Below are 25611 nucleotides of genomic sequence, written 5' to 3' on the forward strand. Positions count from 1 at the left end.
ACGCGATTTTTCGACATCCGACGAGCCAAAAAGCGTAGCGCGGCGCTGAGTCGAGGTTTGCCAGCAGTATCTTTGCATCAGCCCTGTGGTGACCCTCTTTAAGGGTTGCGGGCCTTGGCATTTCTGGTACAATCAAGTGTCTTGTCGTTGCGTTGGCTTGTTGAGCAACGACGCAATTGCATTGAGCACGTGTGTTGGGGCGAAGCACCCGCCCGCACGGCACGGGGCAGCCTCAGGATACGGCAGGAGCGGGTGCTTCGCGCCTCCTACGGAGTAAGAGTTAGCGTATGGCGAGATCTACCGCATCGGGTACCATCTCTGAGCGAGCGAGTAGGGGCGCGGCCTTGACTGTGCCACGGGTTGGCGATCTGCGCCCTTATATCCTGCTGATCGTGTTGACGATCGTGCTCTTGATGCTGGCGTATACGGCACGGCCCACCGTGGTCATCGATCTCGGTAGTACCCGTGATATGGCGTTTCTGCAGGATTTTAACGGGCGCGAAATAGATGCGAGTGGGGCGAGTGAACAGTTTGCCTGGCCTGCCGGCGAGCGTGAGTTGGCGATCCCTGGGCGACGCGATGGGGTCTGGATTGCGACGTTTGAGGCTAGCCCCGATCAGCCCGATCGGGCCTTGCGCCAGGTGGCAATTGCCGTTGATGGCATCCGGGTGGAGATGCCGCGCCTGAGTGAGCGGACGCTGGTGGCGAAGCTGACACCTGATCTGCTTGAGGCCGAGACGGTCACGATCCAGACGGTGTCACCACTTGTGGGTGATCCTGAACCACCTACGGATCTGGTTGGCACCTTGACGATTGCACCGGCGCGAACCTATCGCTGGTCACAGGGCGAGAGCCAGATTGTGATGCCAGGGTTGGGTAGGGGAGCCTGGACAGCCCATATCCGACTGATTGCCGCCCATCCAAACCAGCAGCCGGTTGAGGCAAAGTTGCTGGTGAATGGGGTGCCGATGGTTGCCATTCCCGACCGGGGCGAAGAGCGGATGATCCATCTGCATATTCCCGGGAGTCTGATGGGCAATGGTGATCTTGAACTGGCGCTTCAAGCCAATGTCTATAATGATCCACGTGAGCTCGGGGTGCTGATCTCACGAGTTGTGGTTGCCCCGGCAGCCGGAACGGGTGTGATCCGGAGTGCGGTGCCTCCCTGGGCCACTACCTTCTACATGTTGACAATGGTGCTCGGGGTCTATGGTGCGCTGAGCATGCTGCGTGTCGGTGAGACAACGAGGGTCATGGCCCGTGCCTCGCTGCACCGGTGGGGCGATCTGGTGCCCCTGATTGGTGCGTTGCTCGCTCTGCTGGTTGGAGCATGGGCGTTGGCGTTCTACCGCTTCCCGACCAGTTTCTTTCTGCCCCGCCTGGCGGGCCTGGCGATCTGGAGCATCGTGCTGGCGCTGGCGCTGATCCCGTTGACGAATTGGTTCTTTGCTGCGATCGGGGCAATTGAGACGCGTGAGCACGAGGAGCGCGGGCGCTTCACGCCGGCACCTCTGACGAGTGCGCTGCTGCTGATCTTTTTTGTGAGCTACTGGTTCAAAGCGGGCGGCATGCTCTACCCCTATTTTGTCGCGGTTGATGTGCAGTGGCATATGGAACGCGCCCGCTGGATCCTCGAAGGCCAGTTGCCGCTACTCTATGGCCTCAATAGTCCACTTAACGAGAGCACGATGCCGACGGCGGAATGGGGTGAGAATCGCCCGATTATCCCCTATTCACCCTATTTCCATATCTTTGCGGCGCCGCTTGGCCTGTTGCCGTGGCCAATGCCGTTGTCGATCAATATGTTGAGTGCGTTGGCTGATAGCACGCGCATCATTATGATCGGCCTGCTCGGCTGGCGCTTTGGGCTCAGCGCACGCAATGTCGTCTTTGCGGCAGCGATGTATGCGGTGATGCCCGTTGCGTTTCTCTTGCATGCCTGGGGCAATGTGCCGACGACCTTTGGGCTCTGGATGACCCTGATGGCAACAACCTTCCTGGTGTGTGCCTGGGAGCGGATCCACGAGCGCGGGCCGATGGTCATCTTTAGCCTGATGCTGACCGTGACGTTCCTGATCTATACGGTGACAGCGGTCTTTATGGGGGTGTTTCTGGTGCTGCTCACGCTGATGTTGCTGGCCGCAGCACCAAAGGGTGTCGAGTGGGCAGCCCTGCGGACGCGGATCAAGCCGATCTGGCAGGCAAGCGGGGTGGCGATCCTGGTGGTGATCGTCGTCTATTATGGGCAGTATATCCTGCCGATTATCGAGCGAAGTGTGCCCTATTTTGCGACGGTCTTTACCCAGGGGGCCAGCAGTGTCGGGGTTGAACGGGCACCTTTCCACCTTTATATGTGGTCGTTCTTCCAGGCTTTTGATTATCGCATCTGGCCGGGGCGCTACCTCTTCTATGGGTTGGCCTTCCCGTTGCTCTTTACGATCCCAGGGTTCCTGCATCTCTGGAAACGCCCACTTGCGGGAGTCTTCCTGGCGGCCTGGTTCTCGGTGTCGGTTGTCTTTATGCTGGCTGGCTATCGCATTTCGATGGTGGACAAGCAACTCTTCTATATTCTGCCGATCATCGCGATCTGTTGGGCCGTCTATGCTGGGCGCTACTGGCAACGGGGGCGTTGGGCGCAGATCATGATTGTGATGATCTATCTTGTCAGTGCGGTGGCGGCGCTTGACCAGTGGTTCTTCCGCATTGCAATTTCGCCCTTAAGCTGATGAGACGTATGCAGCAGACGGCGGGCGGCAAGGAGGCGGTCACAGCCACACGACACATGACACCTTGGTACGGGCTGGCGGTGCTTGGCATCGTCGCCCTGGCCGTCGCGTTGCGCGTCTGGTTCTGGAGTTGGCAGGCGACGAGTGGGGCGGTGCAGCCGGGCGACCCCGAGGAGTACTATCGGGCGGCGGTGCATCTGCTGCAGGGCGGCTATCACGATACCGGCAAATGGCTACGCCCACCGGTCTATCCGGTGCTGCTGGCAGGACTCTTTGCCGTCGGTGGGCTTGATGTAGCGCAAGCATTGCTTGGGCAGGCGATTCTGTCGGGCGTTGGCGTGCTCGCGTTTGTGGCGCTGGGCCAGGCGCTCTTTCAACGGCGCGATGTTGCGTTGCTGAGCGGCCTGTTTGCGGCGAGTTTTGTGCCCCTGGCAAGCTTTGGCAGCGTGCTCTTTGCCGAGGCGTTGTTTGTGATCCTGATGACCATGGCGCTGACGGTGATGGTGCATCTGATCGAAAAGCCACGCCTCTGGCTCGCCCTCGCTGGCGGGATCATCTTTGGGCTTGCGGCACTGACCCGCGCTACAGCACTCTATTTCGTTCCCCTGGCGGCGATGATGCCCCTGGTATTGACCCCACTGGTGAAGAGCGAGGAGGCCCAACTCGCGGATCGAGCAGGCTGGCAATGGCTGATTGGCGTGATCGGGGTGCGCGTGCGGGCCGGCCAACGGTGGGCCGTGGCCGTGATGCTGGTGCTTGGGGCCGCGCTGATCATCGGACCGTGGGCGCTGCGCAACTACCTTGTCCACGAGCGACTGATCCTGGCCGATACCAATGGCGGCATTAGCATGTGGTACGGCATGGTGCGGGGCGAAGACGATCGCGAGGCGGGTGAAGCCCTGATCTTTGCGGAACCAAACCTGGCCGACCGACAGAAGATTGCGGTTGCGTTGACGGTCGAACGGATCCAAGAAGATCCGGCCTGGTTTGCATTGCGCACGCGCCTCAAGCTTGCCTCCCTCTTTTTGTTGCAATCGCGAAGCTTCTTTGTGGGCGATGTGGTCACGATCAGCCCGCAGGACGAGCAGATCGCCCTGAGTGCCGGCGAAAATCCGCGCTGGCTGAGCCTGATCGCCGATGCGCAGTACATCTTTATGATGCTCGCCGGGATCGTCGGGCTGGCCTTTGCGCCACACTGGCGGCGCAGCGTCCCGCTGATGACCTGGTTTGCCTATGGAGTAACTCTCTCGGCGATCACCGTTGCGCATCATCGCTTGCGGTTACCGCTGATCAGCGTTTTTCTGCCGTTTGCCGCGTATGCCGCGCTGTTGCCTTTTGCGGGGCGAGCAACGCAGCAGATCATGGCCCCAAGCGAACGGCGCTGGCGGCTGGCGGTCGTCGTGATCGGCTGGCTCATCTTTTTCGCCCTGATCTTCAGCACACGTTACGTCACCTGGGCGCAGGGCGAGCGTGCGGCGTGGCCAGCGCGGGCCGCCCTAGCACAGGGCGATTGGGCTGCGGCAGAAATGGCATTGCTACAGGCGGCTGAAACCAATCCAACCAACGCCAACCGTCAGATCGCCCTGGGCGACTTTGCGTTTGAGCGGGGCGACCTGGCAAAGGCTGAAACCCACTTTCTCGCCGCCGTCGCCCTCGAAGATCGGAGCCTCTATGCGCATGCGATGCGGGCATGGATCGCCGTGCTCGACGACCGGCTCACGGATGCCGAGGCGTCACTGACGCGCATCGCGAGCTACGGACGCAACAACAATGATCTCTATGTGTGGGCGTGGCACGCCCAGCGTACGCCAGCGACTAACCGCGTCGTGCCAGGCGCACCTGCGGCCTTTGGGCATTACCGCGGATTTGCGCCGGCCACCTTTGATCTCGAGGAGGGCCGCTGGACCCTTGGGGAAGCGTCGGTACGCCTTGCGCATGGCTGCAACCCGGTTGAGGTGAGCCTGCGCGGGCCAGTTGGCCGAACAGTGGAGGTTGCGTTGCACCCTGATGGGGAACGTCAGAATGTGCGTCTCGACGGCAGCCTCCAGGTGGTGAGCCTTGCGCCAGATCCAGCGACGTGCGAGGAAGAAATGATCGGAGAAGTAACACTCAGCAGCCCGACGAGCCTGCTCGACCTTGAGCAAGCACCGTGGGCAGTTGGGGTTCAGGTATTATTGGTAGAGGCGCGGTAAGCTGATGATGGGGCAGAAAGAGAGCATGAAGAGCAAACAACCAAGCATCGTGCTGATCGTGCTGATGGCGCTGGTGAGTGCCGCACTGATTGGAGCAGGCGCTTATAAATATTCGTACTGGGGCCACGGGTTCGACATGGTAGATTTTCACATGCCGATCTGGGGTACGACGCAGGGCCATTTTTTACTTGTCTCACGGTATAATTTCACTGATACATTCATGGGGCTTGATGTCGCCTTGGGCTTTCTGCCGGCGCTTCCCTTCTATGCCGTGGTGCCGTCGGCCTACACCCTGATCGTCGTGCAAAGCCTCTTGCTGGTCTCGGCGGCCATTCCGGTCTATCTGATTGCCCGTGACCGCCTGAGCAATGCGTGGGCGGGGGTGGCCTTCGCGGCAGTCTATCTGCTCTACCCAACGACGCAATTTATGGGCATGGCTGCGCCCTTTCAGCCGCGCATCCCCGGGCTTGTCTTGCTTATCTGGGCGTTCTGGTTCCTGACGCGGCAGCACCTCTGGCCGTACCTGCTGATGCTCGGGTTGGCGATGTTGACGCGCACCGACGCCGCGCTGGTGGTGGTCGCCTTTGGCATGTATGCCGTGCTACGCCGCATGCCGTGGACCTATGCGCTGGTGCCCATGCTTGCCGGGCTGATCTATTTTTATGTTGCTATTACGTATATCACGCCACAGTTTTATAATGAGGGCTTTATCCCAGAAAAAGTCGAGGTTCCGTTTGATCTGAACCGCGACTACAACGACATGTGGCCGTGCGGGGTCAGCCCGCAGGCGTGTTACTACCTGCACCTGGGGAGTGGCATTCCCAATATCCTGCTCAACATCGTTACGCACCCGGTGGAGGTCTTTTTCTTTCTCTTTGAACCGGCCAAAATCGAGTATCTGGTGCTGATGTTTGCGGGGTTGCTCTTTTTGCCACTCTTTGCGCCACGCGAGCTCTTGCTCGCCGCCCCGATCTTCGGCATCAACCTGCTCTCGAATCGGATTTACCAATATGTGATCACCGAACAGTACCAGATTCTTGTTGTTCCTGGCATGATCATTGCGGCCATTTACGGCGCAGCGTGGCTCTTTGAGCAGGCCCAGCGCTGGCAGGGCAAGCGGGTACAAAGCTGGGCACCGGCGTTGCTCATCGGCATGGTGCTGCTGGTCGGCCTGATCAACCTGCCCCTGAAAAACCCGGTCATTTCGGCGGTGCGCAACCCCGAACAGCCCGAGCGCGTCGCCTTGATGGAAGCGATGAAGGCCATGTTCCCGCCGGAGGCGACGGTTGCCGCGACCTCGTTCCTGGCCCCACACCTGTTGCCCCGCGAAGAGATTTATTTCATCCCGGGTGGGCAGATGCACCACCCGATCGAGGCTGCCGAGTATGCGTTTCTCGATCTGCGGGCGGCGGGTCTGCGAGAGCAAGCCGCCCAGGGCAACGATATTGTCGGGCGGTTGCGGAATGACCCCAACTGGGAGGTTGTTCACGAAGAGGATGATTTGATCTTGTTTCGGCATCTCCGGTTTTGACGCAAAGGCGCAAAGACGCAAGGGGTGTTGAGAACATATCTGGATGCCACATGTGCGACAAGTGGCTGTGCGTAGCCTGGGAGCGAGGGCGTCTCGCCCTCGGGGGCGTTCAAGGGCGGGACGCCCTCGCTCCCAGGGATGCCAGAAAATTTAGTTGACAGACTAATGAGGGAACGATGGAAGTAGCACCGACACGACTGCGCCTGCGCACACATCTTGGCATCCTCGCCGCGTATGCTGTCTTGGCGCTGTGGTTGACCTGGCCGGCGATTCTGGCGCTGCCGAGCCACTATTTCACGGCGGGCAACAACCTCTATTTTTATATCAAGACACCCGATGCACCGCAGAATATCTGGAACTTCTGGTGGACGGGGTATGCGGTTCAGCATGGGATAAATCCCTTTTTTACCCCGCTGCTCTACTATCCCGAGGGTTTGCAGATGGTGCTGCAGACGATCAATCCGGTGGCAGTCTTGACGGCTGTCCCGGTGACGCTGACGCTCGGGCCGGTAGCGGCCTATAATGTGACGGCGATCGTGGCGATGATGCTGACGGGATACGCCGGCTTTCTGCTGGCGCGGGCGTTTGCGCCAGGAGTGCTCGGGCCATTTGTGGCTGGCGTGCTGCTGACGGCAAGCCCGTTTCATGTCGCCAAACTCGACTCGGGGCAACTCAATTTTGTGACGATGCAATGGCTTGTGTTCGCAGTAGTTGCGCTGATCTACCTCAGTCGCAAGACGAGTTGGTGGTTCGTTCCGATCACGGCGCTCGCCTTCGGGGCGGTGCTCTATACCGACTGGTACTGGGCGCTGGTGACCGTGCTCTTTGGGATGGTATGGGCCGTGGTGAGCCTGATCCGCGCCGAGCAGCCGCTGGGTGTGATGATGCGGTATGGCTTCTTTGGGGGCCTGGCCCTGCTAATCACGCTCCCTTTGATCCTGATGCTGCGCAACGAACTGAGCGACCCAAACCTGCCCCTGGATCTCTGGGCACTCTATACCCAGGGCTATTCGGCGGATCTGCTGGGGCTCTTTTTTCCATCGGGACGCCATCCCTTCTGGTCAATGCAAGCCGAGCAATTCCTGGTCGAGATGGCCCCCTACGGCATGGTCGAAGGTTCGTACACCGCAGCGGGATGGGTTCTCTCGGCGCTGGGTTTGCTGGGCATCTTCTGGTATGGCCGCCAGCACTGGCGGCTGATTGTCGTCGCGGTGGTCGCCTGGCTCTTTGCGATGGGCCCGATCCTCTACATTCTCGGGAACGAGACGGGCATCCCGATGCCGTACCAACTGCTTCAGGCGCTCCCCGGCCTTTCCACCGCACGCCGACCGAATCTGTTTGGGGTGCTGACGATCATGGTCTTCACGATCTTTGCGGCACTCGCGGTGGCGCGCATGCGTGAACGGATGCGCCCACGTACCTTTGGGATCGTGCTGGCCGTCATTGGCGTGCTCGCTTTTGTCGAACTCTTGCCGCCGATCCGCACGACCATGACCATGGAACGGGCCGAGGTCTACGCGCAGATCGCCGCACGGGAACCGGGTGTCGTGGTGGATCTGCCGATTGAGAATAATACGAACAGCCGCACGCTGATCAACCAGATTGTGCATGGGCAACCGATCCTGCGCGGCTACGTGGCGCGTCCGCCCTATTACCCAACGCTGCTCTACAGCCCATTGCCCGAACACCTCGGGCGGATGCTGGTCTTGCCGAAAGCTGATATCATCCGCCTCGATGCCGATGCGCTGGCAGCGATGCAGTGCTACTATCAACTACGGTATGTCGTGATCGAGCCAGCGCTGACGCGTGAAGGTGGCGAAGACCGGGCGCGGGCGGTGATGGCGCGTCTCGGGGGAGACCTGACACCGTGGTATGATGATGGACGGTTTCGGGCCTACGAACTGCCGTTGCACCAGGATCGCTGCGCACCCTTTGTCTTTCTGGGTGAAGGATGGCACGACTTCGAGCAAAACGAAGCCTACCAGTGGCGTTGGAGTAAGGGCGTGGCCGAGTTTTTTCTGGTCAACCCAACGAATGAGGAGGCCACGCTGACCCTGACGATGCGGGCTGAAGGGCGAAGTGACGGCCAGCAAGTAGAGTTGTGGGCCATCAATGGTGAAAAGATGCTCGCGTCTTTTGCGCTGTACCGTGAAAGGCGCGACTATCAGTTTACCATCCAGGTACCAGCAGGAATGCATGAATTTGAACTACGCACCAGCGTGACCCCCGAAGAAGGGACACCACGGGAACTGGGCATGGCGGTGTATGATTTTCGCGTGGAGTGAGGGGTCTGCGACCCCTCACTCCACGCGGGGGATGGGGGCAGGCGCGCCCTCAACACGAGAAGCGGGGGATGGGGCTATGCAAGAACTTGAGACAGCCATCGAGCCGTGGTTGACGCATATGCAGTGGCGACGCGATTATGCGCAATGGCGTGAGCGACGGCTTCATCAAGAGCAGTATCAGGACGAGCGGCTGGCGATGCTGCGCGATACGGTCGGCCCGCTCGCCGGGTTGCGTCTGCTTGATCTTGGGGCCGGGATGGGCGGATTTGCGGTGGCGGCGGCGCGTGAAGGGGCGCAGGTGACGGCCTGTGAATATAATCCGGCCTATTGCCAAATTATCGCGTTGCGTGCAGCCCGCTATGACCTGCATGTGCCGGTGCTCAACGCAGCCGGCGAGACGCTACCGTTCCCTGAGGCCCATTTTGAGGCCGTGACGGCGTGGGATGTGCTCGAGCATGTGCAAGATCCGTACCGGGTGCTCGGTGAACTGGCGCGAGTGCTGCGCCCCGGCGGCACGGTTCTGCTGACGGCAATCAACCGGCGTGCCTGGATCGATCCGCACTATCATCTGGCCGGCATCAACTGGTTGCCGCGCCCGGTTGCCGAGCGGATCATTGCCTGGCGCGGGCGCAGCAAGCAAGGCGCAGCGTTCCGCGATATGCAGCGCCTGTCCGCGATGCACTATTTTCATTACAATGAATTTGTACGTCTCTGCAAGCGTTATGGTTTTCGCGTCCATGATCTGCGCGAGGCGCAATTGAAGGCCGGTACGTTTGTAAGCCGGAAGGCGTCGCGACGAACGGTGCGGACGGCGCTGCGGGCGGTCGGGCTCGAAGGGGTGGCGTATCGGGCGCAACGGCGCTGGTATGTGGGCATGTTTGAACTTGCCCTCACAAAGGTAGACTAAGCGTATGGCCTCGGATCCTGTCACCAGCAAACCACCCTCCCTGGCGAGCCGCGTCTCGAATGCGGTCTTCTGGAATACGCTTTTTGTGCCGGTACGCATGATTGCCGAAGTGGTGACCAACCTGCTCAAGCTGAATATTCTCTCGCCAGCAAGTTTTGGCTTGCTGGCCTTGATTAGCAATACGAATAATGGCGCAGGGACGGCGATTGATCTTGGCACGTCACGCGCCCTGCCAAAGTATATTCCCGAGACGATGCAGGCCGGTGGTACACGGGCGGTCTTGCGCCTACTGACGATCGTTTTTGCGGCCCAGATGGCCTTGCTTCTGCTCTTTAGCGGTGGCCTGATCGTGATGAGTGGGCCGTACCTGGGCTTTCTGCAGGATCAAGTGACAAATGATACGCGCCTCGACAGCAGCGCACAGACGGCAGCCCTAGACTTTCTGACCAATCATAGCGTTCTGATTATTGTTGCTGTCGTGGTGTTGCTCTTTCTCGGGGTCTGCTACGATATGCTCATGGCCTACCTGGCGAGCTTTTTTCGCCAACGGGCCTGGAATAGCATTGATCTGGCGGCACGACTGTTGCCGCCCCTCCTGAGTGCCGCCGCACTCCTGGCCGGCTGGGATATCCTGGGGGTGTTGCTGGCGATGCTGATTGCACCGACCCTGGTGGTCATCAGCGGGCTGTGGCGCGTCGTTGCGCTCTGGCGTGAGGAAGATCGCGTACGGCCAGAGGCTGCAGGCGGCACACGCGAACCAGTGAGCTTGCGTGCTGCCTTGCCGGCAGGGTTTGTCCGTTACTCGGGGGTATCGTTTTTAATGACGATTACCGACTTTGTGGCAGGGGCCGGCTTTGCGATCTTTCTGGCGCAAGATGTCAGCGATGTCGCCCTGCTCTGGGCGGGAACCTCGTTGGTACGCATGGCGCTGAGTTATCTCTACACGCCGATGGTCGGCGTGCAGGTGCCCCTCTTTACCCGTGTTCGTGCCGGCGAGGGCGGAACGGTGAATGGAGCCTACCAGTCGCTCGTACGGCTCCAGGTGTTGCTGATGGTACCGGGTGGCGTGGGACTCGTGCTCTTAACTGCACCGGCGCTGAAAGTACTGTCGCCCCAATACCTCGACGCAGCCCCGATTGTCTGGGTGCTTGTGCCGTGTCTCTTTCTTGAGTGTCTGCTGACGACGGCACATAATGCACTGATTGTGCATGAAAAACTGGGCATTATTATTATGTCACGCCTGTTGACCCTGATCGTCATTGTGCCAATGGCGCTCTGGTTGCCGCCGATCCTGGGCATCACCGGGGTGGCGCTGGCCTTTGGCAGCGCCCGGGTTGCGGCGGGCTTCTGGGCGACGGCGAGTGGCTACCGTTTGCTGGGGCTGCGCTGGCCGTGGAATTTCACGCTGCGAGTGAGCCTGGCGACCGGGGCGATGGGCGCAGGGCTGCTGTTGATGCGTGACTGGCTGCCGATCCCCGCAGACGATGCAACCATTGCCACCCGGCTCTGGCTGGGGCTCTGGGTGCTGGCAGTGGTCGTGGCCGGGGCCGCCCTGTTTGCGGTTGTGTTACGGCTCACCGGCGGGCTCGACCCGCAGGATCGCCGTCAGCTTGAGCAGACGCGCCTGCCACTCAAGCGGTGGTTGCTGCGTGTGTTGTAGAGGTGTTCATCTGGCAGGGTTTACGCGATGCACAGCAGCGCGTAGGGCCATAACCCTGGGCATACTGCGTAGGAGTCTATTGTTATGAGACTGATATGGAGGTTGATAGCGCTTTTGCTCTATGCTGGGCTGGCGATCCTACTGACCTGGCCCCTTGCGGCTTATGTCACCGCCGCTGTGCCAGGCAATGCGTTTGATAGCTGGCAGAATATGTGGAATATGTGGTGGTTGCGTACCGCCCTGCTCGAAGGGGTCAATCCCTATTTCACCCCGATGCTCTACCATCCCCAGGGTACGAGTTTGTTACTGCAAACACTCAATCCGATCAATTTTCTCACTAGTTTACCAGTCCATTTTTTCTTTGGCTTGACGGCGGCCTATAATTTTGCCATCCTGCTGAATCTGACGCTGAGTGGTTTTTTTGCGTATCTGCTCGCCGAGGATGTGACTGGTGATCGTCGGGCGGCGTTGATTGGCGGGGTTGTTTTTGCGACCAGTGGCTATTTGCTTGCGCAGGTGCTCGGTGGGCATACGCATATGACGGCGGCATGGCCGTTGCCGCTGGCGGTGCTGATGTTGCGCTACGCCTACCGCAGGCCCTCGCTGGTGATGATCGTGTTGGCCGGGGCAGCGCTGGCGCTGAATATGCTCGCCGATTGGCAATATTTTCTCTTTGCCCTGATCTGGGCAGGTTGGTACGCGCTCTGGATGCTCTTTGCCCCAGGTACCAGCCAGATGCAAGCTCAGTCCAAGGCAAATGGCGTTATGGGGCGGATCAGCACGATCCTGCCTCTTGTTGGGGCGGTGGTCGTTGCCCTGGTGCTCACCTCGCCCCTGATTATCGCGACGGCCCGCGTTGCGGCAGTTACACCCACCGCGGCGACCGAAGGCGGCCCCGATTTTCGCCGCGAACAGTCGCTCGACCTGGCCGACCTTGTCATTCCCAGCCAGATCCACCCGGTCTGGGGTAGTCTGGCCGAGCAAGCCCAGGTGTACAAGGCCAACACCCATATCCAGAATAAGACCGCGTATCTGGGCGTGATCGCGTTGATCCTCGGCTTGCTCGGGCTGCGCGGGCGCGAGAGTCTTTTCTGGTTGGTGAGCATGGTGCTCTTTATCACGCTCGCGCTGGGGCCAGTGCTCCAGGTTGCGGGCTGGCAAAGCGGTATCCCGATGCCCGCCACGCTCCTCTTTGAATTGCCGCTGGTCGGCATCTTTCGCTACCCGATCCGCTTTGTGGTGCTGGCCGTGCTGGCGCTGGCGATGCTCGCCGCCTATGGCACGCTCTGGCTCTTGACGGGCAGGCACGGTGCCACGACGGCGAACAGCGAACCGCGCAAAGCGCAACGACGGGCAGGGATTGCGGCGTGGATTTTGGTTCCGGCCCTGATCGTGCTGCTGGTGATCGATAATCTGACGGTGCCCTTTCCGATCGTTGGCATCTATATTCCCAGCATCTATCACGAACTGGCCGCCGATCCAGATGACTTTGCGCTTCTTGAGGCTCCGTTTTACTATACAACCAGCCCGTTTTATATGCTCTACCAGATCATCCACGAAAAACCGCTGGTCGGAGGCTATACATCGCGGCGGATGCCGTATACCATTCTGGAGGAGTTGCCGCTGATCCGAATGTTCGCCTATGCCGAGCCGGCCCCGGATATCATTGCGCAAGATATGCCGACGATTGCTGCCAGCCTCTTTGATTACTTTGACATTCGATATGTCATGATCCATTCCGCAGGCGGGGCGCTGCAATTTACGCCGATGCAAGAAGTTGCCCAGGCGGCGGCAGGCGGGGCCGAGCCACGCCGCGAGGGGGCGACCTTTGTTGCCTCTGATGCCCGCAGTGCCTCGGGCTTGCTCCGCCCGCTAACGCTCGGCGATCAGGAACCAGCCGGGGCCGTGCTGACCTATCGCGTTGTGCCACCGAGCGATCCGTTGCCCTTTCTTGGCATCGGTGAGGGCTGGGAGGCACCCGAGGAAGACGGTACGCAGATCGTGCGGACAATGCAAGCAGATGCTGCGACGATCGTGATCTATAGTGCCAAGCCGCGTCAGGTAACGCTGACGCTGACCCTGACCATACCTGCCGCCGAGAGTCTTCAAGTTACGATCGGCGCAACAACGCTCACGACAATCCCACTCGAAGCGGGGCGCCAGACGGTGCAGGTACCGCTTGACCTTGAGGCAGGCAAGACTGAGGTTGTCTTGCGAAGTGCAACGAGCGGAACGGTTCAGGCAGAAGAGGTTGATCTGATGTTCAGGAGTACGCCATAAATGGAGTCTCTTTCTGAGGAGCGCCGCACACCACCCGCCGATCTCACCGGCACCCAGACCACCGCGTCGCATCAGGCGCAGGCCGCTACGCAGGGCAAGCTTCGCATCAACCTGGCGACCCTGCTGATCCAGGCTGGCCTGGTGGTGCTGGTCATCCTGCTTTCGTGGGCCGGCTTTCAGACCGATACGCCCATGCGGATTCCGGCGATCTCCAGTACACCGGGGCTCTACGATGGCATCCAGAACCTTGAGGAGAGCGAGGCGGGCATTTTTCGCTGGACCGATGGCGCCGGTGAGGTCTGTGTGCCTCATGCTGGCAGCGCAGCGCGGAGTCTGGTCACAACGCAGATCTCGGGGGCCTATGCGTTGCCCCTGGGGATCGAAACCGCAACGCTGCGCCCTGGCACTGGCCCTGGCGTGACGATTGCGCTTCCTCCGCAACCGCGCCACTATACGCTGCTCACCGGCGGCGACCAGCAAGCAGGCGCGGATCTCTGCCTGACCATTGAGAGTCCCACGGTGGTCGATCCAAACAATAATCGTACCCTGGGCGTGCAATTCTTTCGCTTTACCGGCATCCATCTGCCGATGGCCGGGCCGGTGACGCCTGCCCTCAGTCAGATCATCGTCAACCTGGCGCTCGCGTTGGCCGCCTTCTGGCTGATGCGCTTGTTACGCACGCCCGCCTGGGTCGCCGGGGTGATCGTCGCTGGTGGGATCGTTGCCTATGGGAAGGCCGTAGCAATCGGGCTTGTCCCTGCCGGGCCGGGCGTGGTACGCATGCAAGTGCCGGTGGCCCTCGGCTTGCTCGGCGGTGTCGCTGGGCTCGTCGGACGCAAGGCCCTGGCCCGGTATGCGCCGCCAATGACGCTGCTACAACGTGATCTGCTTGGCATGACGTTCTGGAGCATCATGCTCGTGGGCGGGATCAATCTGGTGCAACGCGCCAATGGACACCATAGCGTCTGGCCGCTCAAGGCCGGCGTCTATCCCGACCCCTACTGGACATGGCTGGTGATCCTGCCGACGCTGCTCTTTGTTGGCTGGCTCTGGCTGGTGATGCGCCTCTCGCTGCAAGGCGCACGGATGGCTCGCCTCGGGGCAGCGCTGGTGATGCTGGGGGCCGTGCTGATACCTGTTGCCCTCGAAGTGACGGTGCTCGGGCACGACTCGCTCTATGAGGTCTTTCGCGACAGCGAGTACGACTATCAGCAGGATACCTGGCGGGTCACCGGTGATCCCATTGGCTTTCTCGGGCGTTATGTGGAAGAAGCGCCGGACATGGCCCTCCACAATAGCAACCATCCCCCAGGGAGCGTGCTGTTGCTCTGGGGAGTCGAGCAGATCTTCGGGCCAGGTGCGGTGGCAACGAGCTGGCTGGCGATCATCTTGAGTGCGCTGAGCGCCGCTGCAGCGCTCTGGCTTGGCTGGAAGCTCGGGGGGCCACGGCTGGCGCTGGTTGCCGGGGCGATCTATGTAGCCATGCCGGGGCACCTCGTCTACAGCGTCACCTCGATGGACGGCGTCTTCAATGCGTTGAATGCATTGACGGCGGTGGCTTTCTTCTTTGCGCTCGAGCGCAACGCCAAGCCGTGGATGGCGTTGCTGGCCGGCGGCCTCGCGGCGCTCGGGGTCTTCTTCTCGTATGTCGCCACGCAGCTCTTCTTTTTCGGCGTCGCTGCGGTGATCCTGAGCCTGATACGCGCCTGGCACGCCGAGGGACGACCCTCCCTTGGGCCACTTGTGCGGCATATGCTCCGCCAGAGTGCGCTCGCCGGGGTGGTGCTGGTCAGTTTTTATCTGTTGATCTACCTCGTCTCAGGCTTTAACATCATCGAAGCCTCGCGTGAGGCGACGGCGATCAATGCGCCCGTGGTCGGCAAACAGCTGATCGAAGGTCCCGTGGAGCAGGCGTTCTTGCCACCGAACTTCGCTTTTTATGTCAAGTATCTTGGCGCAAACATCGGCCCCTATTTCTGGTACCTGGCTCCGTGGGGCATGGGGGCTTTTGCGGCGCTGATCATCGCAGGCAGCCGACGCCTTCAGGGGCGCGAGCCGCTGAACCCGTTCGATCTGGTTTTGCTCAGCACAGCGTTTTGCGTGCTTGGCATGTGGGTCGGCGGGCTCTTCAACCGCGAAGTCGAACGGATCTGGGGCTTTACCTATCCGTTGCTAGCGGTCGTGCTGGCCCACTATGCGCTGCAAGGCGAGGCCCGTCAACGCCAGTGGCGCGCGTGGCTCTTTCCCTTGCTCTTTTTTGCTCAGGGAGCCGTGATCAAGATGCTTTTGAATACAGCGTGGTAAACAATGCGAATTGCGCTCTATAATTTAACCACGACCACAAAATTCGGTGGGGTCGAGAGCTTTGTCTGGGATCTTGCCCGCGAACTGGCGCAGCGCGGGCACGCGGTGACGATCATTGGGGGCGTTGGTTCGCGCCGCGAGCCTGCGCCGGGGGTGCGTGTGTTGACCTTTCCTTTTGTGCCCCGCGCCTGGTTTCAGGCCTTGCCACCGTTGCGACGGGCCTATGCCGAGGCGAAGCTGCTCGAGCGCTTGAGTATGGCCGTGGCCGCGCTGCCCGAACTGATCCGGGGCGGCTACGACATCATTCACCTGCAGAAACCGTACGACATGGGGCCAGCCCTGCTTGCCCGGCGCTTCAGCGGGGCAAAGGTCTTGCTTGGCTGTCACGGCGAAGATTTCTATCGGGGCGACCGCCTGCTGGCCCGTCACCTCGACGGGGCGGTCTCGTGTTCGCGCTTCAATGCCGAGACGGTGGCCCGCCGGTATGCGCAGATGCCCGAGGTGATCTTCAACGGCATTGACCTGAACCTCTTTCAGCCAGGACCAGCCGATCCATCCCTGCGCGAGCGCCTCGGTCTGCCATCCGGGGCAGCGCTGCTGCTTTTTGTCGGGCGCCTGCAACCCTGGAAAGGCGTCGGCACCGCGATCCGTGCGCTCGTGCAGATACCCACGGCCCATCTGCTGATCGCCGGCGATGGCGAAGAACGCCATGCCCTCGAAGACCTGGCCCACGAACTGAAGCTCCAGGCCCGCGTCCATTTCCTCGGTGCCCTCGAACGCCAGACCTTGCCCCAACTCTACCGCAGCGTGGACCTGCTGGTGGCAACCAGTCACGCCAGCGAAACCTTTGGCATCGGGCTCGTCGAAGCGCAGGCGTGCGGATTGCCCGTGGTCGCCTCGCGTTTCGGGGGCTTTCCCGAAGTGGTGGACGAAGGCCGCACCGGCTTGCTCGTCACCCCTCGCAACCCCGAGGCACTCGCCGTCGCCGTGCAGAGCCTGCTCGACAACCCGGCTCGCCGCACGGCGATGGCCGTCGCAGCCCCGGCATGGGCCGCCCAGTTTGCCTGGTCCGCCGTGACGGATCGCGTCGAGAACGTGTATCGGAAGATCTGAAGGAACAGACCATTGTCTAAATTTTTCTTGATCATCATCGTCTTTCTCATCCTGGCGCAACTTCCGGTTGCGGTACAGGCGCAACCGCAACTCCCCAATTCACTTGCCGCGACAGGCGATTCGCTGAGCCAGGGCTTTGGGGCAGGGCCGCGTTATTTTGGCGATAATACGGCCTATGCCTGGGCGACTGGCGGCCATCCTTCGGTGAATAGTGTGGCGCTCCGCCTTGCCACGCGCAACCCGGCCTTGGCCGGCAATGTCTATAACCTGGCCCGCGTCGGGGCACGCATGGCCGATCTGCCAACTCAGTTGTCCATTGCGTCGGCCCTGGAGGTCGAGTATGTGACGGTGATGATGGGCGGCAATGATGCCTGTGCCTCCAGCGAAGCGGCGATGACGCCCGTCGCGACGTTTCGCACCCAGTTCGCCACGGCGCTCACGCAACTCGGCGAGCAGTCGCCCCAGACGAGCCTCCTGGTGATGAGCATCCCTGATCCGACTCGTCTGCTGCCCCTCTTTCGCAATGACCGTCGTGCCCTCCTAGTGTGGGAGACCTTTGCCATCTGTCCGTCGGCCCTGGCCGCGCCGCGCTCGGAGGCGCCCGAGGATGTCGCCCGACGCGAGCGGGTGCGCCAACGCGTCGCCGAGTACAACGCGGTGCTCGGCGAGGTCTGCGCCAGCACACCCCGGTGTCGCTACGATAACGGCGTCGTCTTTGCGAGCGAGTTGACTGCCGCCGATGTGTCGCCCGTCGACTATTTTCACCTGAGCGCCCGCGGCCAGGCCCGGCTCGCCGAAACAGCCTGGCGTGCCTCGGGCTTTGAGTAGACACTTTATGCGTATTCTGATCGTCACAACCTACGGCTTTGACCCGGCGTTTCCCAGTCGGCCCGAGCAGATCCAGGCGCGGGCACTACTCAGGCGCGGCCATACCGTTGTCGCGCACGAGTATCACGACCGGCGCTATCCCGGCCAGACACCGCGTTGCGACTGGCTCGACGGGGGCATCCCGGTGCATCGTGCGCCAACGCTCGGCTTTGTTGCGCCAACGGCCCTCTTGCGCTTGCTGGCCGAGACGCGCCCTGATGTCATCCATCTGCACCATCTGCGCAGCCTGCTCGGCTATCAGACCGTATTGGCAGCGCGGCGTCTCGGTATTCCGACGGTGCTGACGGTGCATGGCCTGTTGCACGACGGCGATCTCGTGGTCGACCGCGAACGCCCGCTCGAAGCGCCGTTACGCTACGAGAACCTGCTCACCACGCCGCAACGCCTGCTCAGATCCCTGGCGCGAGGGGCCTACCCACGACGGGCGTTCCGCAACTACTTCATTCACGCGCCGCTGTTGCACGTTGACCACACCGTCGCGCTCTCGCACGGCGAACGCGACCTGCTGACCAAGCTCGGCGTCGAGGCCGCAAAGATCAGCGTGCTGCCCAACGCGCTCGATTTCAAGCTCTACGCCGATCTGCTTGCCAACACAGCACCAGCAGCAAAGACCACGCACCCGACCATCCTCTTCATTGGGCAACTCGTGCCCCGCAAAGGCTTTGATCTGCTCGTCCGCGCCTTGCCGACGGTCGTGCAGGCCATCCCGGATGTACGGTGTATTATGGTGAGCCACAACCAGGCCGGGGCCGCCGAACTGCGGCGCCTCGCCGAGGCCGGTGGCGTCACCGCGCACCTCGATGTGCGTGGCCGCGTCAGCGAAGCCGAGAAGCTGCGCCTGCTGCGCGAAGCCGCCGTTGTTGTTGCACCGAGTCGCTACGAAGGCTTTGGCATTCCATTGATCGAAGCCTTGCTCGCCGAGGCCCCGGTGATTACCACCGATGTCGTCGCCTGCAATGAGGTGATCAGCCACGAACGCACCGGCTTGCTCACGCCATACGGCGATGTCGAGGCGCTGGCAGCGGCGATCATCCGCCTGTTACGCGACCCAGATCTTGGGCGTCGGCTCGCCACCGAGGGCCGCCGCGAGGCGCTGGCCCGCTATGGCGACGACCTGCTCGCCGCCAATCTTGAACATTTGTATGAGCAGTTATCCCATTTCAGATCGTAGCTTTTGGATTGCAAATTGAGGAGATCACGTTGGCCCGTGAGACAACATCCACGACCCTGCCCCTCACCGCAGTAGCACCTGCTGAACCGTTGCTCAGACGGCTCGGTGTGTTGCTCGGCTTTCTGCTGGTCGGCGTGATCTTCACCTGGCCGATGGTGCTCTCGTGGGGGCATGGCGTGATCCAGAAGGGCGGCGTACCCGTCGATTCAGGTCAGGGCATCTGGAACCTCTGGTGGGGCTATACCGCCATCAGCCAGCGCTGGCCGCTCTTTTTGACCAGCTATCTCTTCTTTCCGCAGAGTGTCGATCTCTTCTGGCAACCGGTGAGTATGCCCAGTGCGGTGATGGTCTGGCCGATCATTGCCGGCTTCGGGCCCGTTGCCGGCTTCAATACGGTGACGCTGCTCTCGTTTGCGATCGGGGGCTACGCCAGTTACCGGCTCGCACGGGCCGGTGGGCTCAACGTGCTACCGGCGCTGCTCGCCGGGTTTGTCGTTATCGCCTCGCCGTACCACCTGCAACGCATTCTCGGCGGATCGATGGAACTGATCGCCATGCAGTGGTTGCCGGTCTATGTGCTGATGCTCATGCACGCACTCGAACGCCAGACGGTCACGGCAACGCTGGCCGCCGCTGGCGCGCTGCTGCTCACGACGCTCTCGGCGCAATACTACGGCCTCTTCAGCGCCGTCTATTCGCTCTTCCATGTTGGCCTTGTGCTGATCCTGACCCGCGACTGGACAACACGCTGGCGGCGACTCGCCGTTGCGATTGGCATCGCGGCCATCTGGGCCGCCACCTTGCTACTCTATGTCTGGCCGCTCGACCGCCTCGGGGCCAACACGGTACGCAACTGGTACGAGGTGCAGGTCTTTCACAGCATGGCGCTGGTTGACCTGATCCCGCTCAATATGCTGCACCCGCTCTGGGGCACGTGGGCCAGCCAAACCCTTGAGGCGTGGCACCCGATTGGCGTGGAGATCGGGGCCACCTTTGGCCTTGGCGTGCTCGGCCTGATGCTCTACGCGTTGGTCAAAGCGTGGCAACAGACGTGGCCGTGGCTCGTCTTGGCCATCGTCCTGCTCATCCTCTCGCTCGGCCCCGAACTCAAAGTCAGTGACTGGCAGACCGGCCTCCCGCTGCCGTTCCTGCTGCTCGACCTGGTCACGCCCTTTCGCAACGCGAGCCGTCCGAGCCTCTTTGTGGCGCTAGCGCTCTTGCCCATCGCGCTCATCACCGGGCTTGGGTTGCAACTCCTGATGCAACGCGGGCGAGGCCTCGTCGCCCCGATCCTTATTGTCGGCCTGATCATCGTCGAATACCTGGTCGCCCCGTGGGCAATCTTACCGCTCCGCAGCGACCCACGGTACGCCGAACTGCTGCAGGCCGAGCCGGTACCGGGGGCGATCATCGAACTACCGGTACGCACCAACGCCAGCCAGCAAATGCTCAACCAGATCTGTCACGGTCGCCCGCTCGCCGGGGGCTACCTCGCGCGCACCCCCGACTATCGGCCAGCGCAGCACGTCTCGGCCCTTGCCAGCGTCTGGCACCGCACGCCGCTCAGCGCCGACATCTTCACCGCAAACCTGGCCGGCGACCTGGCGGCGCTTGGCCTCACCTACGCCACCCTCGAAGCGCAAGGCCTCAGCGTCAGCGACGCCGCACTGCTCGGCAGCAGCCTCGACGTACCAGGCATCAGCCTCATCGACGCCGACGAACACCTACGCTTCTACCGGATCGACCCGACCTACGCCCATCCGGGACTCTACCCACACAACGAAGACTGGTTTGCACCCGAAGGCGACGCCCAGCGCATCTGGCGTTGGATGGGCGCAAGCGCGCGGCTCGGCATGCTGGCAGCCTGGAGCACCCCGGTGCTTGCGCGGTTCGAAGCCACCGCGTATGGGGAAGACCGCCCCCTTACCCTAGAGCTTGATGGGCACCCCATCGCGAGCACCGGTATTCCGACAGGGGCCTATCGCGTCGTTCAGGTTCTGCTGCCACCCGGCACAACCACCCTCGAACTGCAGAGCAACCCGGCCCTCGCCCCCGAAGGGCGCACCATCAGCCTCGCAGTGAGTCGGCTCACCCTCGCCACCACCACAGAAGGGAAGCCCTTCGTCCCAGTGCTCCCCGTTCTCCCGCCGGGCACACATGCCCCGTGCCGCTAAAGCCATCCACGCCGGTTCGTGCGCGAGGGCCAGCATACGCTGGCCCTCGCGCGTAGACTATGAACTTTTCCACTTACGGCATGTAATCTTTGTCCCGACGCCCTCCTGGGACTTCAGTTCAAACTCATCCATCAAGCGGCGCGCACCAGGGAGACCCATGCCCATCCCGCGTGAGGTACTATAGCCATCCTGCATCACCAGATCGACATCAGGGATCCCGGGCCCCTGGTCTTCACAGACAATTTCAATACCTTTTCGCCCACCCTTATCAATCTCTTTGACTGTGACCTTCCCAGTACCGGCATAGAGAAAGATATTACGGGCGAGTTCACTCACCGCAGTTGCAATCCGCGCCTGATCAATGGCACCAAAGCTCATCGCCTTGGCCAGATCACGCGCCATCGTACGCGCAATGACAATATCAAGATCGCTGCGGACGACCGCCGTCTTAGGCTGGGCCATCGTCGCTCTCCTCAGTCAGGCGCTGCATCATACTCAGCCCCTTCTCAAGGTTCAGGGCTGTCAGTACACGTGGCAACTCAAGACCTAACTCAACCAGGGTAATCGCCACTGCCGGTTGCAACCCGGTGAGCACGACGCGTGTCCCCATCAGACCTGCCATCGCGGCAATGTCGGCAATTAGGCGGCCAATGAAACTGTCAACCACATCCAGCGCCGTCAAGTCAATGATCACCCCGCGTGCCCGCGTATCATAGATCTTCTGCAACAGATCATCTTTGAACTGCACCGCCGAGGCATCATGCAACGAAACCTGAATGGAGGCGATCAGGATGTCCCCAATTTTGAGGATCGGTATGCGCAGGCTATCCAACTGCAACTCCCTTGTTACATGCCCGACAAGACAAGCACGAGAAAGATCATCGCCCCGGCGAGCAGAGGCACACTCAGATTGTCGGTTCCGGCGGGGGAAACGGCTTCCGCAACCGTTGCCACCAATGCCCCCGCAAACGCGGCAGTCAAGGCCATGCCTGCACCGAGGGGCGCACTTAAGGGCGACAGCGCCGAGCCAGGGACAAGCAAGAGGGTCAGGAACATCGCAAGCGTACTCGCCACCAGCATCGCTGCCGACCCCTCGAACGAACGCGTACTCCCCAAGACCGTATACTTATGACGGCCAAAACGCCGCCCGAGCAACGAGGCCATCGAGTCACCCCAGGTCATCGCCATCGTGCCAGCGGCGGCAATATAACCACGGTCAGATGGCGAATCGGTTCGCCAAAAAGCGACAAAGAGGATCGTGATTGCCAGGGCAAAATAGACCGTACCGGGGGTACTATCCTCGGCATCCATCGCACCAAGCACTTTGTAGCGCCATAGAATATAGTTAATGAAAATGAACGTAGCAAACGGAATGATACCGATATACCAGGTGTCAAAAAGGGCGAGTACCCCAAAGACCCACATCCCGGCACCAATATGAACGATCTTGCGGGTGAAGTCTTGCGGATACCCGCGCCAACGGCGCACCGCCTCGGCAAGAAAGAGAAGCCCCCCGGCGTATACATACGAGACACCTAAAGCAATCCAATCACGTGTGGTCATACGAGTCTACCCTGCAAAAGGAAGGTTGCGCCTGCCGCAATCATACTGCCTTCAACGCCACACGTCAAAATCAGCTATAAAAATCAGTAAACCCATCCTGATCAAGGCGTTCGAGCATGCGCTGTAGTTTGCTGGCACTCGCCGGATAGAGGGCCGCCGCCAGTTGCGCAGGGGTAATCCGGTTGGCGCGCCCCCACTGAACAGCCTCAAGCCCAAGGCAGAAACTCAAGAGTTCGGTCAGCGCCCGCCGCAACCGGGGGCTATCTTCGCCCCGCAGGCGCGGCAAGATTTTCTGTTTGAGTTGCAGGTCAAACGCCTGCGGCACCGACAAGGTTCCGCTCGCCTGCGTCACAAACTGGAGCATCGCCGCCAGGGTGCGATAGCCTACGGGTTGGCCCGCGTCGGCGAGGATGCGCTGCACTGCGACCAGCAACGCCCAGAGTTGATCATCTAGCGAGGCGGGGTAGGTCGCACGAAACCGGTCAAGATCAACTTCGGTCAATTCGATCACATTCGCCCGGTCGAGCACCTTATCGCTCAGCGCAAAGGTGCTCTCATCAACATTGACCGTACCAATCAGGCGCAGATTCGTCGGCAAGCGCACAGGATTGCGCACCACCCCGCCGCCCACCAGTGCCACCTCGTCAACTGGTGCCCCCAGGTCAAACAGGCCTTCCACGGTCTCCATCGCCGATAGGATCGGGGCCAGATAATATTCGGGACGGGCCAGGTTGAATTCATCGAGGCAGACATAGTAGAACTGTTGCGGATCGGCGGCAGCCTGCAAGAGAAAGCGAAGAAACGGGGTCGCGTGGTACTGGCCGGTCAGCGCATTATAGTACCCCAGCAGATCGCGGGCATTATGCCAGTCAGGTTGCACAGCAACAAGCAGGTAATAGGGGTTCGGCTGCCCATCACCCAGACCATAGACCGCATCGGCATAGCGGCGGGTCAGACGCGTTTTGCCCGTACCACTGATCCCGGGCAGAATCACCAGCGGGCGTGTCTGCAACGCAATATGATACGCCCGCAAGGTCACATCATCCAGTGCAAAGCCATCCTGGCGCACCCGTTCAGCGATCACCTCGATCGGGGGCAAACCCTGCGGCAAATACGGTTGCCGTATTTCACGCACGCGCAACACCCCGGTTGGGGCGTGCGTCTCGGCCTGTTCCATCACCGCTTCATTGAGCAAGACCAGTGCCAGCACATCATCCGTCAGACGCTGGGCAAGATCGTCCGGCATCATGCCCCAGGGATAGACAAACCCGGCCCAGAGATAATTGGCGCGGCGGGATACAAGATAGCGTTCAAGCCAGAGCGGTGCAGGTTCACCATCGGGCACGGCAAGCCCGAGATCAGTCGGGCCAGGCGCAAAACGAGCCTGGCCCTCGTGCGCAACACGCTCAACCAGGGGCAACCAGACCGCCCGCCCGGTCTCCCAGACTCGCGCAAGATCGGGCTTACGCACCCGCCAAAGCTGCAACCCCACCAGGATCGCCTCTTCGACACCACTCACCGCCAGCAGCACCCCAGCGCCTCGCGGCGGACGATCAAAGGCCACCCAGTAATCACTGATCGCATCGCGGCGGCCACGACCACGATGGAGATAGCGCTGGCTCTTAAAACTCACCTCATAGAGCGGCCAAAAGCGTGGATGGCGTTGCGCCGCGACCGCAGCGATCTGCTCGGCAAGCGCTGCAAGCACCGGATGCAGCAACGTCTGCACGGCAACCCAGCGGTCAGCGACCCCATCGGTACGCAGCGAAACCAGCGCCTCGCGAGGAAACAGACTACTCATCTAAGCCGTAGGAGGCTTGAAATAGCGGCGATCAGAGCCAAACGAGTCGAAGCTTTGCGGCTCACTCCCCTCAGGTGGACCAAACTGCGCATAGAGCAACTCAAGCATCGCGTGCAACTCAGTACACAACTCCTCAAACGTCAGCGCGAGCAACTCTACATCATAAAGCGCATCATCAAGGCTCCAGATCCGCAGCGCCGAAACACCCTGCACCCGAGCCATGCCATCGACATCAAAGGCCAGCACCCCATCAACACGCATCACCTCGTGCTCTTCAACCAGCGTCCCGTGCAACTCCTGGACCGAATGAGCGAGCAACGGTAGGGCAGCGACATCACGCTGTTGCAGCGGTGTCAGCGGCAGGTAATAGATCACCTCAACATCAAGCGACGGCCCCGTACGCGACCGGGCAAAGAGGCGCTCATCGACAAAACGCTCGATATCATCAAGCGAATCGGCACCACGCAACGAAAAGACCGTAAACTCAGGAGACCAGCGAAAAGCCACCACTGCCCGCAGAGAGGGTTCTTCGGGGCCTTGATCATCTTCGACCCCATCGGGCAAACAGGTAATACTCAAACTACGCCCCAGAGCGTGGGTATCGATCAATTCTTGAGTATACGCGATGTTCAGCCCCGATCGTTCAATCGCCCCGAGCAACACCGCCACAAAATTCTCATACGTCAACATGGAGCATTCCTTCTCTTGTATACCTCCTATTATACACGGGGAACGGTTGCCATGGGCATTAAAGTACGGGCACGGCGGCGCCGTGCCCCCCGTACGGGCACGGCTTGCCCGTGCCCCCGCCGTGCCCCCGTACGGGCACGGTGCCGCCGTGCCCCCACCGGCCCGCCGCCATGCCCCCGGCCGCGCCCCCCGTACGGGCACGGCACCGCCGTGCCCCAACCGGCACCGCCGTGCCCCGCCGCCATGCCCCCCTATGTGCTAGACTACCTTTGGACACCATGCTCCCAAAAAACCGTTGCATGCAGGGCGGTACGAGAGGATCGTTG

17 protein-coding genes are annotated in these 25611 nt (G+C 61.2%); 12 read left to right on the plus strand and 5 right to left on the minus strand.

The annotated features are described in order from the left end of the window. Nucleotides 1–287: 287 nt before the first annotated feature. From A9Q02_RS20640 to A9Q02_RS20695, 12 genes are all read left to right on the plus strand, one after another. Nucleotides 288–2726, plus strand: a complete 2439-nt coding sequence (locus tag A9Q02_RS20640) for a hypothetical protein (RefSeq protein WP_141509093.1) — start codon at nucleotides 288–290, stop codon at nucleotides 2724–2726. A gap of 8 nt (nucleotides 2727–2734) precedes the next feature. Continuing rightward, a complete protein-coding gene (locus tag A9Q02_RS20645; RefSeq protein WP_172451226.1) occupies nucleotides 2735–4918 on the plus strand; it encodes a glycosyltransferase family 39 protein in 2184 nt (727 codons plus the stop codon). A 25-nt stretch (nucleotides 4919–4943) separates the two neighbouring features. Continuing rightward, nucleotides 4944–6449, plus strand: a complete 1506-nt coding sequence (locus A9Q02_RS20650) for a DUF2079 domain-containing protein (protein WP_172451228.1) — start codon at nucleotides 4944–4946, stop codon at nucleotides 6447–6449. 176 nt (nucleotides 6450–6625) lie between these two features. Then, nucleotides 6626–8734: a hypothetical protein gene (locus A9Q02_RS20655; RefSeq protein ID WP_097654970.1), complete on the plus strand. Its 2109-nt coding sequence runs from the start codon at nucleotides 6626–6628 to the stop codon at nucleotides 8732–8734. Between the two features lie 76 nt (nucleotides 8735–8810). After that, complete coding sequence (locus tag A9Q02_RS20660) at nucleotides 8811–9641, plus strand: class I SAM-dependent methyltransferase (protein WP_097654971.1); 831 nt, start codon at nucleotides 8811–8813, stop codon at nucleotides 9639–9641. A gap of 4 nt (nucleotides 9642–9645) precedes the next feature. Beyond that, the gene (locus A9Q02_RS20665; protein WP_097654972.1) at nucleotides 9646–11301 is read left to right on the plus strand and encodes a lipopolysaccharide biosynthesis protein; all 1656 of its coding nucleotides are present in this window, start codon (nucleotides 9646–9648) and stop codon (nucleotides 11299–11301) included. Nucleotides 11302–11385: 84 nt separating this feature from the next. Beyond that, a complete protein-coding gene (locus A9Q02_RS20670) occupies nucleotides 11386–13581 on the plus strand; it encodes a hypothetical protein (RefSeq protein WP_097654973.1) in 2196 nt (731 codons plus the stop codon). Continuing rightward, complete coding sequence (locus tag A9Q02_RS20675; protein WP_097654974.1) at nucleotides 13582–15885, plus strand: glycosyltransferase family 39 protein; 2304 nt, start codon at nucleotides 13582–13584, stop codon at nucleotides 15883–15885. A 3-nt stretch (nucleotides 15886–15888) separates the two neighbouring features. Beyond that, on the plus strand, nucleotides 15889–16998 hold the full coding sequence (locus tag A9Q02_RS20680) for a glycosyltransferase family 4 protein (protein ID WP_097654975.1): 1110 nt from the start codon (nucleotides 15889–15891) through the stop codon (nucleotides 16996–16998). A 12-nt stretch (nucleotides 16999–17010) separates the two neighbouring features. Continuing rightward, on the plus strand, nucleotides 17011–17826 hold the full coding sequence (locus A9Q02_RS20685) for a GDSL-type esterase/lipase family protein (protein WP_097654976.1): 816 nt from the start codon (nucleotides 17011–17013) through the stop codon (nucleotides 17824–17826). Nucleotides 17827–17833: 7 nt separating this feature from the next. Then, on the plus strand, nucleotides 17834–19057 hold the full coding sequence (locus A9Q02_RS20690) for a glycosyltransferase family 4 protein (RefSeq protein WP_097654977.1): 1224 nt from the start codon (nucleotides 17834–17836) through the stop codon (nucleotides 19055–19057). A gap of 29 nt (nucleotides 19058–19086) precedes the next feature. Further along, nucleotides 19087–21231, plus strand: coding sequence for a hypothetical protein (locus tag A9Q02_RS20695; protein WP_097654978.1), 2145 nt, complete (start codon nucleotides 19087–19089; stop codon nucleotides 21229–21231). 57 nt (nucleotides 21232–21288) lie between these two features. Here the strand turns inward: A9Q02_RS20695 and A9Q02_RS20700 are convergent, their stop codons facing one another. From A9Q02_RS20700 to A9Q02_RS20720, 5 genes are all read right to left on the minus strand, one after another. Beyond that, nucleotides 21289–21693, minus strand: coding sequence for an anti-sigma regulatory factor (locus tag A9Q02_RS20700; RefSeq protein WP_097654979.1), 405 nt, complete (start codon nucleotides 21691–21693; stop codon nucleotides 21289–21291). Further along, nucleotides 21680–22063 (minus strand): STAS domain-containing protein, encoded by a 384-nt coding sequence (locus A9Q02_RS20705; protein ID WP_097654980.1) that lies wholly within the window; start codon nucleotides 22061–22063, stop codon nucleotides 21680–21682. The genes A9Q02_RS20700 and A9Q02_RS20705 overlap by 14 nt, the downstream gene beginning before the upstream one ends. 14 nt (nucleotides 22064–22077) lie before the next feature. Continuing rightward, on the minus strand, nucleotides 22078–22794 hold the full coding sequence (locus A9Q02_RS20710) for a diacylglycerol/polyprenol kinase family protein (RefSeq protein ID WP_097654981.1): 717 nt from the start codon (nucleotides 22792–22794) through the stop codon (nucleotides 22078–22080). Nucleotides 22795–22864: 70 nt separating this feature from the next. Next, on the minus strand, nucleotides 22865–24595 hold the full coding sequence (locus A9Q02_RS20715) for an McrB family protein (RefSeq protein ID WP_097654982.1): 1731 nt from the start codon (nucleotides 24593–24595) through the stop codon (nucleotides 22865–22867). Continuing rightward, nucleotides 24596–25285, minus strand: a complete 690-nt coding sequence (locus A9Q02_RS20720; RefSeq protein ID WP_097654983.1) for a hypothetical protein — start codon at nucleotides 25283–25285, stop codon at nucleotides 24596–24598. It abuts the gene before it with no gap. Between the last annotated feature and the right edge of the window lie 326 nt (nucleotides 25286–25611).

The sequence above is a fragment of the Candidatus Chloroploca asiatica genome, from assembly GCF_002532075.1.
Lineage (GTDB): Bacteria > Chloroflexota > Chloroflexia > Chloroflexales > Chloroflexaceae > Chloroploca > Chloroploca asiatica.